This is a genomic window from Microbacterium rhizosphaerae (assembly GCF_034120055.1).
GTDB lineage: Bacteria > Actinomycetota > Actinomycetes > Actinomycetales > Microbacteriaceae > Microbacterium > Microbacterium rhizosphaerae.
Map to the genome: position 1 here is coordinate 732083 of NZ_CP139368.1, position 12847 is coordinate 744929.

7 protein-coding genes are annotated in these 12847 nt (G+C 70.2%); all 7 read left to right on the top strand.

Going from position 1 to position 12847, the window contains the following annotated elements:
• The 7 genes from SM116_RS03400 to SM116_RS03430 all read left to right on the top strand — a co-directional run bounded on the left by SM116_RS03400 (position 1) and on the right by SM116_RS03430 (position 12812).
• Positions 1–1167, top strand: a complete 1167-nt coding sequence (locus SM116_RS03400) for a bifunctional 2-methylcitrate synthase/citrate synthase (RefSeq protein WP_320943060.1) — start codon at positions 1–3, stop codon at positions 1165–1167.
• Between the two features lie 284 nt (positions 1168–1451).
• Positions 1452–7232, top strand: coding sequence for a pullulanase-type alpha-1,6-glucosidase (gene pulA / locus SM116_RS03405; protein WP_320943061.1), 5781 nt, complete (start codon positions 1452–1454; stop codon positions 7230–7232).
• A gap of 129 nt (positions 7233–7361) precedes the next feature.
• Positions 7362–8096: an alcohol dehydrogenase catalytic domain-containing protein gene (locus tag SM116_RS03410; RefSeq protein WP_320943062.1), complete on the top strand. Its 735-nt coding sequence runs from the start codon at positions 7362–7364 to the stop codon at positions 8094–8096.
• Between the two features lie 59 nt (positions 8097–8155).
• Positions 8156–8932 carry an enoyl-CoA hydratase gene (locus SM116_RS03415; protein ID WP_320943063.1) on the top strand — a complete coding sequence of 259 codons (777 nt, stop codon included), beginning with the start codon at positions 8156–8158 and terminating at the stop codon, positions 8930–8932.
• A 96-nt stretch (positions 8933–9028) separates the two neighbouring features.
• The gene (locus SM116_RS03420; RefSeq protein ID WP_320943064.1) at positions 9029–9805 is read left to right on the top strand and encodes an electron transfer flavoprotein subunit beta/FixA family protein; all 777 of its coding nucleotides are present in this window, start codon (positions 9029–9031) and stop codon (positions 9803–9805) included.
• 13 nt (positions 9806–9818) lie between these two features.
• Positions 9819–10790 carry an electron transfer flavoprotein subunit alpha/FixB family protein gene (locus tag SM116_RS03425; protein ID WP_425563296.1) on the top strand — a complete coding sequence of 324 codons (972 nt, stop codon included), beginning with the start codon at positions 9819–9821 and terminating at the stop codon, positions 10788–10790.
• 3 nt (positions 10791–10793) lie between these two features.
• A complete protein-coding gene (locus SM116_RS03430; protein ID WP_320943066.1) occupies positions 10794–12812 on the top strand; it encodes a cytochrome b/b6 domain-containing protein in 2019 nt (672 codons plus the stop codon).
• The last annotated feature ends 35 nt before the right edge of the window (positions 12813–12847 follow it).

Consider the following 12847-nt stretch of genomic DNA (forward strand, 5'->3'; position numbering starts at 1 on the left):
ATGACCGACATCAAGAAGGGCCTCGCCGGGGTCGTCGTCGATTACACGGCGATCAGCAAGGTCAACCCCGAGACCAACTCGCTGCTGTACCGCGGTTACCCCGTGCAGGAGCTCGCCGCGACCCAGCCGTTCGAGGCCGTGGCGTACCTCCTGTGGCACGGCGAGCTGCCGACCGAGGAGCAGCTGGCGGACCTCGTCGCCTTCGAGCGGGCGAACCGCACGCTCGACCCCGCCGTCAAGACGGCCATCGATCTCCTGCCCCTCGAGGCGCACCCGATGGATGTCGTGCGCACCGCCGTCTCGGTGCTCGGCGCCGCCGACCCCGCAGCCTTCGACAACTCGCGCGAGTCGGACGTCGAGAAGTCGCGCCTGCTGCTGGCGAAGATCCCGGCCATGGTGGCGTACGACCAGCGACGCCGGCGCGGTCAGGGCCTCGTCGAGCCGCGCGACGACCTCGACTACGCGCACAACTTCTTGTGGATGACGTTCGACGAAGAGCCGGACCCGGTCGTGGCCGCGGCGTTCAACGTGTCGATGATCCTGTACGCCGAGCACTCGTTCAACGCGTCCACGTTCACGGCTCGGGTCATCACGAGCACGATGGCCGATCTGTACTCGGCCGTCGTGGGGGCGATCGGTGCGCTGAAGGGCCCGCTGCACGGCGGCGCGAACGAAGCCGTGATGCACATCCTCGACGAGATCGGAACGGCGCAGAACGTCGGCCCGTGGCTCGACGAGGCCCTCGCCTCGAAGCGCAAGATCATGGGCTTCGGCCACCGCGTGTACAAGAGCGGCGACTCCCGTGTGCCGACGATGAAGGCCGCGCTCGACACCCTCGTGGAGCACTACGACGCCGACGAGCTCGCCGAGCTCTACGACGCTCTGGAGTCCGACTTCGTCTCCCGCAAGGGCATCTACCCCAATCTCGACTACCCTTCGGGTCCCTCGTACCACCTGATGGGCTTCGACACCCTCACGTTCACGCCGCTGTTCGTCGCGGCGCGGGTCGCGGGGTGGACCGCGCACATCATGGAGCAGGCGGCATCCAACGCCCTCATCCGCCCGCTGTCGGAGTACAACGGTCCCGACGAGCGGCACCTCGACGGGCATGTGCCGGATGCCGCGACCGCCGCCACTGCGGACCGTCCGGAGGAAGCCGCGGGCTGAGTCCCCCGACACGAAGTCCGCCCCGTCGCGCCGGCGCCGGGGCGGACTTCTGCATTTCTGCGGACGGGACGGGATGCGGGGGTCCGCTGCAATGCGAATCTCCGTCGTTATCGTGGCGGTCCGCGGGAGCTCCTCCCCACTGAAAGCGCTTGCGTTTCTATGCATCCCTGAACGCGACTTCCGTCGAGAACGCAGGAACCGTGAGGAGATTCTCATGTAAGCGCTTGCGGTCAGAGCCGCGCCGCTGTTAGCTTCCTGAGAAACCGAACCTCTCAGGAGCACCCGTGTCGAAGACGACCCGCGCCTGGCGCGCACTCGCTCTGTCCCTCACCGCGGCCCTCGTCGCCGTCGGCGGCATCGTCGCAGTGACCACCCCGGCCACCGCCGCCGCGCGGACCTTCACCCTCGTCGGCGATCTGCAGAGCGAGCTCGGCTGCGCCTCCGACTGGGCTCCCGACTGCGCCCAGACCGCCCTCGTGTCCACCGACAAGCCGGGCATCTACGCCGCGGACTTCACGGTTCCCGCCGGCACCTGGAACTACAAGGTCGCCGTCAACGGCACGTGGGACGAGTCGTACGGCCTGAACGGCGGGGGCGACAACATCCCTCTGACGGTCGCGGGGCCGACGCAGCTGCGCTTCGAGTTCGACGACAACGCGCACAAGGTGGGCGTCGAGGTCGCTCCGGCGGCGCTGCGCGCCGGCTACACGTCCGACGACGACGCGCTCGTCGCCGCTCCCGCGCGTCAGAAGGGCGCCGACCAGCAGTTCTACTTCGTGATGACCGATCGGTTCGCGAACGGCGACACGTCGAACGACACCGGCGGTCTCACCGGCGACCGGATGACCACCGGGTTCGACCCGACCGACAAGGGCTTCTACGAGGGCGGCGACCTCGCCGGCCTCCACTCGAAGCTCGACTACATCCAGGGTCTCGGCACGACCGCGATCTGGCTCACGCCGAGCTTCAAGAACAAGCCCGTGCAGGGCACCGGCGCCGACGCGAGCGCCGGCTACCACGGCTACTGGATCACCGACTTCACGCAGATCGACCCGCACCTCGGCACGAACGACGAGCTCAAGTCGCTGATCGCCGACGCGCACGCGCGGGGCATCAAGGTCTACTTCGACATCATCGTGAACCACACCGCCGACGTCATCTCCTACGCCGAGAACCAGTACTCGTACATCGACCAGGCGACCAAGCCGTACAAGGATGCATCCGGCAAGGCGTTCGACCCGGCCGACTATGCGGGCGGTGACACCTTCCCGACCATGGATCCGGCCACGTCGTTCCCCTATACACCGGTCGTGTCCGATGCCGAGAAGGACATCAAGGTGCCGTCGTGGCTGAACGACGTGACGCTGTACCACAACCGCGGCGACTCGACGTATACCGGGGAGTCCACGACATACGGCGACTTCAGCGGCCTCGACGACCTCATGACGGAGAACCCGAAAGTCGTCAACGGATTCGCCGACGTCTACGACACCTGGATCGACACGGGCATCGACGGATTCCGCATCGACACGGCCAAGCACGTGAACTTCGAGTTCTGGCAGAAGTGGACCACGAAGGTCCTCGACTACGCGCACAGCCACGGCAAGCCCGACTTCTTCATGTTCGGCGAGGTCTACGACGCCGACCCGGTGAAACTCTCGCCGTACGTCCGCAAGACCGACATGAACTCGGTGCTCGACTTCACCTTCCAGTCGTCGGCGACCAGCTACGCCTCCGGCAACTCGGCGAAGGGTCTGCGGACGCTCTTCGCCGGCGACGACCACTACACGACGTCCACGACCTCGGCCACGGCGCTGCCGACGTTCCTCGGCAACCACGACATGGGTCGCATCGGATACTTCCTGCGCAACACGTCCCAGCCGCTGCAGCGCGACCTGCTCGCCCACGACCTCATGTTCCTGAGCCGTGGCCAGCCCGTCGTCTACTACGGCGACGAGCAGGGCTACGCGGGCGCGGATCCGGGCAACGACAAGAGCGCACGCCAGTCGCTGTTCCCGACCCAGGTGGCGGAGTACGCGAACCAGAGCCTCGTCGACGGAACGCCGCTCGGCACCGGTGCGCACTACGGCACGAGCACGCCCGAGTACACGCAGATCGCCGCGCTCTCCGCCCTGCGCAAGGCGAACCCCGCGCTGCAGGACGGTGCGCAGATCGAGCGGTACGCCGCCGACGGCGCGGGCGTCTACGCCTTCTCGCGCGTGGACCGCTCGGACAAGCTCGAGTACCTCGTCGCGCTGAACAACGCGACCACGCCGCAGACGGTGAGCCTCGCGACCCTGACGGCCGGCGCGCACTACGCGTCGATCTACGGCGGGGGAGCGGCGCTCACGACGGATGGCGCCGCCAAGACGTCCGTCACCGTGCCGGCGCTGTCCGCCGTGGTGTACAAGGCCGACCGCTCGGTGAGCGCGCCGGATGCGGCATCCGCCGTCACGATCTCGGCGCCCGCCGCCGGGGCCGCCATGACCGGATCGGCCGCCGTCTCGGCGACGGTCGACGACGCCTGGCGCGAGACGAGCTTCGCGTGGCGTGTGGTCGGATCGAGCGACTGGCACGCGCTCGGCACGTCCGAGACGACCACGCCGCGCGTCTTCCACGACGTCAACACGCTCGCGAAGGGCACGCTGGTCGAGTACCGCGCGGTGTCGACGGATGCCGCGGGCCACCGCTCCGCCGCCTCGACCTACGCCTCGGTCGGCAATGCGGTGAACCTCGGCGCCGCCGACCAGCCGACGGCCGGGTACGGCTCGGTCAGCATCCCGGGAGATCTCGACACCGAGATGGGATGCGCCGGCGACTGGCAGCCCGACTGCGCCGCGGCTCACCTCACCAAGCGCGCCGACGGCATCTGGGCCGGCACGTTCGACCTGCCCGCGGGCGACTACCAGTACAAGGTCGCCATCGACGACAGCTGGACCCTCAACTTCGGGGCGAACGGCGTGAAGGACGGACCGAACATCTCGCTGCACCACCCGGGCGGCACGGTGACGTTCTACTTCGACCCGCGCTCGAACCAGGTGCAGACGACGGACGACGGTCCGATCGTGACGCTGCCCGGCTCGTTCCAGGCCGCGATCGGATGCCCCGGCGACTGGGCGCCGGACTGCCTCGCCTCGCTCATGAGCGACGGCGACCGCGACGGTGTGTACGAGTTCTCGACCGACCGGATCCCGACCGGCGCCTACGAGGTCAAGGTCGCGCACAACCTCGGCTGGGACGTCAACTACGGCGCGAACGGCGTGCCGGGCGGAGCGAACATGTCGTTCAGCGCCACCACCGGCAAGCAGGTGCTGTTCCGCTACACCCTGGCGACCCACATCCTGGAGATCATCGTCACCGACCCGCCGCTGGCCGGACTCGGGGAGTCGCGTGCGCAGTGGATCGACGCATCCACCATCGCGTGGCCCGCCGATCTCGGATCGAAGGATGCCGCGGCCACGTGGCAGCTGTACGGCTCCGCCGACGCGAGCCTCGAGGTGAAGGACGGCGCCGTCACGGGCGGCGGCGACCCGATCGCCCTCACGAAGGTCGCCGGTGGCCTGACCGACGCGCAGAAGGCGAGGTTCCCGGCGCTCGCGGGGTACACGGCCCTGCACGTCGAGGGTCAGGACCGCGCTGGGGTCGCCACCCTGCTGAAGGGACAGCTGCGCGTCGCGCAGCGCGACGGCGCGGATGCGCTGAGCGCGTTCACCGGTGTGCAGATCCCCGGCGTCCTCGATGACCTGTATGCGAAGGCCGTCGGTGCGGTGCCCCTCGGCGTCGCCTTCCAGGGTGCGCAGCCCACGTTCCGCGTGTGGGCGCCGACGGCGCAGACGGCGACGCTGCTGACGTGGGACCCTTCGACGGGCTCAGGGACCGCCGCCGCCGGTGATCCCGTCCGTCGCGAGGCGACGTGGGATGCGGCATCCGGTGTCTGGACGGTCAAGGGCGGTGCTGCGCTCAAGGGCTCCGAGTTCCTGTGGGAGGTGAAGGTCTACGCCCCGACCACGGGCAGGATCGAGACGAACCGCGTCACCGACCCGTACTCCGTCGCGCTCACGACGAACTCGACGCGCTCGGTCGCCGTCGACCTCGACGACCAGAAGTGGCGGCCGGACCAGTGGCGCAAGACGGCGTCGCCGGTCGTGGCGAAGCCCGTGGACCACACCATCTACGAGCTGCACATCCGCGACTTCTCGATCTCGGACACGACGGTTCCTGCCGCCCTGCGCGGCACGTACTCGGCCTTCACCCGAGACAGCGCGGGAACGAAGCACCTGCGCGAGCTCGCCGACGCCGGCATCAACACCGTGCACCTGCTGCCGTCGTTCGACCTCGCGACGATCCAGGAGGATCGCTCGAAGCAGAGCACCCCGGACTGCGACCTCACGACGATGGGGGCGGCATCCCCCGACCAGCAGGCGTGCGTGATGGCCCAGGCCGACACGGACGGCTACAACTGGGGCTACGACCCGTTCCACTACTCGACTCCCGAGGGCTCGTACGCGGTGGACCCGAACGGTGGATCCCGCGTCTCGGAGTTCCGGCAGATGGTCGGCGCGCTGCACGGCATGGGGCTGCAGGTCGTCCTCGACCAGGTCTTCAACCACACCACGGCCTCCGGCCAGGCCGACACCTCGGTGCTCGACCAGGTCGTGCCGGGCTACTACCAGCGGCTCAATGCGGCGGGGGCGGTCGAGACCTCGACCTGCTGCCAGAACGTCGCCACCGAGCACGCCGTCGCGCAGAAGCTCATGGTCGACTCGATCGTCACGTGGGCCAAGGAGTACAAGGTCGACGGCTTCCGGTTCGACCTCATGGGACACGCATCCAAGGCGAACATGCTGGCGATCCGGTCGGCGCTCGACGCCCTGACCCTCAAGAAGGACGGCGTCGACGGCAAGGCCGTCTATCTGTACGGCGAGGGATGGAACTTCGGCGAGGTCGCGAACAACGCGCTGTTCGAGCAGGCCACGCAAGGTCAGCTGGGCGGGACGGGCATCGGCACGTTCAACGACCGGCTCCGTGACGCGGTGCACGGCGGCAGCCCGGTCGACGGCGGATCCACGTTCGTGCAGGGCTTCGGCACCGGGCTGGCGACGGACCCGAACGGCGACGCGATCAACGGGTCGGGCGCCCAGCAGCTCGCGGCCCTCGGGCACGACACCGACCTCGTGAAGCTCGGCCTCGCCGGCAACCTGCGGTCGTACTCGTTCCTGACGTCGGACGGCACGGTGAAGCAGGGCTCGCAGATCGACTACAACGGCCAGGCCGCCGGTTACGCCGACCAGCCTGACGAGGTGATCAACTACGTCGACGCCCACGACAACGAGACGCTGTACGACCTGTCGGTGTTCAAGCTGCCGCGTGGCACGTCGATGGCCGACCGCGTGCGGATGAACACGCTGCAGCTGGCGACCGTCACGCTGTCGCAGACGCCGTCGTTCTGGCAGGCCGGCACGGAGCTCCTGCGCTCGAAGTCGCTCGACCGCAACAGCTACAACTCGGGCGACTGGTTCAACCGCATCGACTGGACCGGAAAGCAGAACACGTTCGGCTCCGGTCTGCCGCCCGCCGCCGACAACAGCGGCAAATGGTCGATCATGGCGCCGCTGCTCGCCGACCCGACGCTGAAGCCGAAGGCGGCCGACATGGCCGCCGCCGACGCCGCCGCGATGGACCTGCTGAAGGTGCGCTCGCAGGTGGGCCTCCTGCGGCTCGGCTCCGCCGATCTGATCTCGCAGAAGGTGTCGTTCCCGAACGGCGGCGCGCAGGCGACGCCGGGAGTCCTCGTGATGCTCGTCGACGACGAGGCCGGTGCCGACGTCGACCCGGCGCTGGATGGCGCGCTCGTCGTCTTCAACGCGTCGCCCCAGGCGACCACGCAGACGATCGGCTCCCTCACCGGGCGCGACTTCCGGCTCGTCGCCGCCCAGGCGAACGGTTCGGATGCGGTTGTGAGGACGACGACGTGGGACACCGCGACCGGTACGGTCACCGTCCCCGCTCGCAGCGTCGCGGTGCTCGTGCAGAAGGAGGCGCCGCTGCGGGGCAGCCTGCGCTGACACCGCATCCCCGCGGGATCGAGAGTCCGTCGCACTGCCGCGCAGTGCGGCGGACTTTCCCGTGAACAGCTCGTGAACGCTCGATGCGATGGCCGTTCCGGGCGTCGCGGAGCGGACAGAGTGGTTCCGATGAAGACCACGCCGGCTCCGCTGTCGCGGTTCTCGGCCCGACTCGAGCCGGCTGCGACCGCGATGGTGTGGTGGGAGCCGGGGCGGCGCCTCGAGCCGATGGCGGTGCTCGAGGTTCCGCTGCGGCCCGGAGATTCGCTGGTCACCGTGGAGCTGTCCACCATCTGCCGCTCAGACCTGGCGATGATCCACGGCGACCTCTCCGCCTCGGCGCCCCTCGTCCTCGGGCACGAGAGCGTCGGGCGCGTCGTCACGGCGGGATCGGAGGCCGTCGACGTCGACGGTGAGCCGCTGCGCTGCGGCGATCGCGTCGTGTGGTCGATCGCCGCTCCGTGTGGCGCGTGCGCGGACTGCGCCCGCGGTGCGTGGCACGACTGCCTCTCGGCACGCGAGTACGGCCATGAGCGCGTGCGTGCGGGATGGGAGCTGAGCGGCGCCTTCGCGACGCACATCCATCTGCGCGCGGGAACGGACATCGTGAAGTCGGATGCGGCCGTGCCCGCCGTGCTGCTCGCTCCGCTGGGGTGCAACGTCGCCGCCGGCCGGCCGGCGCTTCCCGGCACGGAGCCCGCGAGCGATCTGCGGTCCGCCGTGCGCCAGGTCGAGCGCGCGTGGCGCCACCTCCCCTCGCGCGAGCTGACCGCGGCGACGCTTCCCCTGTCGCGCGTCGACGAGGCGTTGGCCCTCGCCGAGACCGACGACCGCGCACGGGTGGGCGTCGACCCGCGAAGCTAGGGTGGGAGCGGCGGGCGAGACCCCTGCCCGTGCGATCGAGCACCAGTGAGCGGAGAAGCATGACCGATTACGAGACGATCCTCATCGAGATCCGGGGGCGCGTGGGGTGGATCACGCTGAACCGCCCCGAGGCGCTGAACGCACTGAACTCGCAGGTCATGGCCGACGTCGTCGATGCGGCGACCCGCTTCGACGCCGACGACGGCATCGGCGCGATCGTGGTGACCGGGTCGGAGCGGGCGTTCGCCGCCGGTGCCGACATCAAGGAGATGGAGTCCAAGAGCGGCCTCGACATGCTCATGGGTGACCATTTCGGCGGGTGGGCGCGGTTCGCTGCGGTCCGCACGCCGGTGATCGCGGCGGTGTCCGGCTACGCGCTGGGCGGTGGATGCGAGCTCGCGATGATGTGCGACATCATCCTTGCCGCCGACACGGCGAAGTTCGGGCAGCCCGAGATCAACCTCGGCGTGATCCCCGGCATGGGCGGCACACAGCGCCTCGTGCGGGCGGTCGGCTACTACAAGGCCGCGGAGCTCGTGCTCACCGGACGGCTGATGGATGCCTCGGAGGCCGAACGTGCCGGCCTCGTCTCGCGGGTGGTGCCGGCATCCGAACTGCTCGAGGAGGCCGGGAGGGTCGCCGACACGATCGCCGCGAAGTCGCTGCCGTCGCTCTACGCGGCGAAGGCGGCGATGGATGCGGCGCTGGAGACGACGCAGGCCGAGGGGCTGCGCTTCGAGCGGCAGGCGTTCGCCGCGCTGTTCGACACCGAGGACCAGAAGGAGGGCATGGCGGCCTTCCGTGAGAAGCGCGCGCCGGCCTTCGGCAATCACTGATACTCAGGTTCACGTATTCTGAGACTGAGGTTCAATCGCACGGCCCATGTCAGGCCCGAGAACCGTTTATAGACTCGTCACGACGAAGGAGTGCTCATGAGGATCGTCGTCCTGGTCAAGGAAGTGCCGGACACCTATGGTGACCGCAAGCTCGACCTCGAGACCGGTCTCGCCGACCGCGGGGCCAGTGAGACCGTGCTGGATGAGATCGGCGAGCGCGCCCTCGAGGTCGCGCTCTCGCACGCCGACGCGCATCCCGGGACCGAGGTCGTCGTGCTGTCGATGTCGCCGGAGTCGGCGGCCGCGACGGTCCGCAAGGGGCTCGCGATGGGCGCGGCGTCGGCGGTGCATGTGGTCGACGAGCGTCTGGCGGGCGCGGATCTGGGTCTGACGGCGGAGGTTCTCGCAGCGGCAGCCCAGCGCACGGGCTTCGACCTGATCCTGGCGGGCAACCAGTCGACCGACGGAACGGGCGGGGTGATCCCGGCGATGGTGGCGGAGGTGCTCGGCATCCCGCATGCGACGAGCCTGAACACCGTCGAGCTGACCGACACGGCAGTGGCGGGCGAGCGGGCGACGGATGGCGGCACGATGCGGGTGGAAGCGACGCTGCCGGCGATCATCTCGATCACCGAGCGCCTCCCCGATGCCCGGTTCCCGAACTTCAAGGGCATCATGGCCGCGAAGAAGAAGCCGTTCGAGACAGTGTCGCTGGACGACCTCGACATCGACCCGGACGACGCGTCGGCGGCGCGGTCGATCATGATCGCGATCGCCGAGAAGCCGCCGCGCGCGGCGGGCGTGAAGATCGTCGACGAGGGGGATGCCGGGCAGCAGCTGGCCGACTTCCTCGTGCAGAACCGGCTGGCGTGAGAAGGGGATGACGATGGCCTACGCAGACGACTCGATCCTGGTGCTCCTGGATGTCACCCCGACCGGTGAGCTCGCGAAGTCGACCGCCGGGCTGCTCGGCGCGGCGGCCTCGGTCGGTACGCCGGTCGCGTTGATCGCCGGCCCGCATGCGGCGTCGCTGGCCGGCGCCGCCGGCGAGCTCGGCGCCGCGCAGGTGCTGGTGGCGGAGGCGGATGATTCGTCGCTGACCGTGCCGGCCGTGGACGCCCTGACCGCGGCGGCCGCGCTGGTGCGGCCGGACGCGGTGCTGGCGTCGCACTCGGTCGAGGGGCGTGAGATCGCGGGCCGGTTCGCCGCCCGCACCCGCTGCGCCCTTGCCGTGGACGCGGTCGGTGTCTCGCGGGACGCGGAGGGCGTGGTGGCGCATCACTCCGTCTACGGCGGCGCGTACAGCGTCGACTCCGCCGCGACCTTCGGCGCGCCCGTGATCACCGTCCGCCAGGGCGCGATCGACGACCGGGCCCAGGCGCGCACCCCCGAGGTCGAGACTCTCGACGTCGAGGCTTCGGGCAGGGCCGCGGCATCCGTCTCCCACGTGCAGGCGGCCGAGGCGACGTCCTCCCGCCCGGAGCTGCGCGGAGCGGCCAAGGTCGTCTCCGGCGGGCGGGGACTCGGGTCGGGGGAGAAGTTCGAGCTCGTCGACCAGCTCGCCGACGTGCTCGGCGCGGCGGTGGGCGCGTCGCGGGCGGCGGTGGATGCGGGGTACGTCCCGCAGTCGTACCAGGTCGGGCAGACCGGTGTGTCCGTGTCGCCGCAGCTGTACATCGCGATCGGGATCTCGGGTGCGATCCAGCACCGGGCGGGGATGCAGACGGCCAAGACGATCGTCGCGATCAACAAGGACGGCGATGCCCCGATCTTCGACATCGCCGACTTCGGCGTCGTGGGCGACCTGTTCACGGTCGTCCCGCAGCTGATCGAGGCGCTCAAGGCGCGGAAGGCCTGAGCGTTGGCGACGTTCGGAGCAGTGGTGCGCCGCGGTCTGCCGCGCACTCGCGGCGGCGAGCCCTGGCCCGCCGGCGGCGACGCCCCGCCCGCTGCCCCCGCTGCTCCGGTCGCCTCCCCGGCAACCCCGGTCGCCGCCCCCGCTGCTCCGGTCGCCGAGCTTGTCGAGGCGTCGTCCGCCGCCCCGGTCGCCGCCCCCGCCGCTCCGGTCGCCGAGCTTGTCGAGGCGTCGCCCGCCGCCCCCGCCGCCCCGGTCGCCGAGCTTGTCGAGGCGTCGTCCGTGCGTCGGGGTCTGCCGCGGGTGAAGGGTGGGGAGCCGTGGCCGCCCGCGGCCCTTCGACAGGCTCAGGGACCGGCTTCCGCCGCCGCCGTTACCCCGGTCGCCGAGCTTGTCGAGGCGTCGCCCGCCGAGCCCGCCGCCCCGGTCGCCGAGCTTGTCGAGGCGTCGCCCGCCGCCCCCGTTACCCCGGTCGCCGAGCTTGTCGAGGCGTCGTCCGCCGAGCCCGCCGCCCCCGTTATGCCGGTCGCCGAGCTTGTCGAGGCGTCGCCCGTGCGTCGGGGTCTGCCGCGGGTGAAGGGCGGGGAGCCGTGGCCGCCCGCGGCCCTTCGACAGGCTCAGGGACCGGGTTCCGCTGCCGCGGCCCTTCGACAGGCTCAGGGACCGGCTTCCGCCGCCCCCGTTACCCCGGTCGCCGAGCTTGTCGAGGCGTCGTCCGCCGGGCCCGCTACCCCGGTCGCCGAGCTTGTCGAGGCGTCGTCCGTGCGTCGGGGTCTGCCGCGGGTGAAGGGTGGGGAGCCGTGGCCGCCCGCGGCCCTTCGACAGGCTCAGGGACCGGCTTCTGCTGCCGCGGCCCTTCGACAGGCTCAGGGACCGGGTTCTGGTGCCGCGGCCCTTCGACAGGCTCAGGGACCGGCTTCCGCTGCCCCGGCCCTTCGACAGGCTCAGGGACCGGCTTCCGCGGCCGCATCCACCCCCGCGGCGACCACTGCCCTCGCGGAGCCGACCGGCCCGCTCGAGCCCCTCCCATTCCCGCGGACGGTGTTCCCCGGTGCGGCGGCTCTCCGCTGGAACGCGGACCGCCGCACTCGCAAGGCCCCGATCGCCGCTCCCGAGCCGCAGCGCATCGGCCCGTTCACCCGCCTGCAGTGGGCGGGTGCCGTCATCGTCGGCGGCGCCGCGCTGCTGTTCGCCGCCGGTATGGCGGTGCTATTCGTGCGCTGGTTCCTGTCGCTGACGTTCATGCAGGACTTCCTGCACACCTACCCCGGCGCCTACCCGCTGCCGGCCACGGCGCCGGTCGGGTTCCCGGCATGGCTGAACTGGCAGCACTTCTTCAACGTCTTCTTCATGGTGCTGATCATCCGCACCGGCCTGACGGTCCGGGGCGAGAAGCGCCCGAGCGTGTTCTGGTCGCCGAAGGGCAACCCGAAGCGCAAGATCAGCCTGACCCTGTGGTTCCACCAGTCGCTCGACCTGCTGTGGATCATCAACGGCGTCATCTTCATCGTGCTGCTGTTCGTCACCGGACAGTGGATGCGGATCATCCCGACGTCCTGGACCGTGATCCCGAACGCGATCTCCGCGGCCCTGCAGTACGTGTCGCTGAACTGGCCGACCGAGGACGGCTGGGTCAACTACAACAGTCTGCAGCAGCTGGCGTACTTCGCCACCGTCTTCATCGCCGCCCCGCTCGCGATCGCCACCGGCGTGCGGATGTCCGGGGTGTGGCCGAAGAACGCGAAGCGCCTCAGCCAGGCCTACCCCGTCGAGTGGGCTCGGGCGGTGCACTTCCCGGTGATGCTCTACTTCGTGCTGTTCATCATCGTGCACGTCGCGCTCGTCTTCGCGACCGGGGCACTGCGCAACCTGAACCACATGTACGCCGCCTCCGACGCCGTCAACTGGGTCGGGTTCTGGATCTTCGTCGCCTCCCTCGTCGTCATCGCCGCCGCCTGGGTCGCCGCCCGGCCGCTCGTCCTCGCCCCCATCGCGCGCCTGTTCGGCAAGGTCAGCGGCCGCTGACGCGGGGGGAGGCCCCCGGGGGATAACCGGAAGAG

Excerpts from the sequence above, each read along its gene's own strand:
- SM116_RS03400 (WP_320943060.1), top strand. The coding sequence starts at position 1 with ATGACCGACATCAAGAAGGGCCTCGCCGGGGTCGTCGTCGATTACACG.
- SM116_RS03410 (WP_320943062.1), top strand. The coding sequence starts at position 7,362 with ATGAAGACCACGCCGGCTCCGCTGTCGCGGTTCTCGGCCCGACTCGAG.
- SM116_RS03415 (WP_320943063.1), top strand. The coding sequence starts at position 8,156 with ATGACCGATTACGAGACGATCCTCATCGAGATCCGGGGGCGCGTGGGG.
- SM116_RS03420 (WP_320943064.1), top strand. The coding sequence starts at position 9,029 with ATGAGGATCGTCGTCCTGGTCAAGGAAGTGCCGGACACCTATGGTGAC.
- SM116_RS03425 (WP_425563296.1), top strand. The coding sequence starts at position 9,819 with ATGGCCTACGCAGACGACTCGATCCTGGTGCTCCTGGATGTCACCCCG.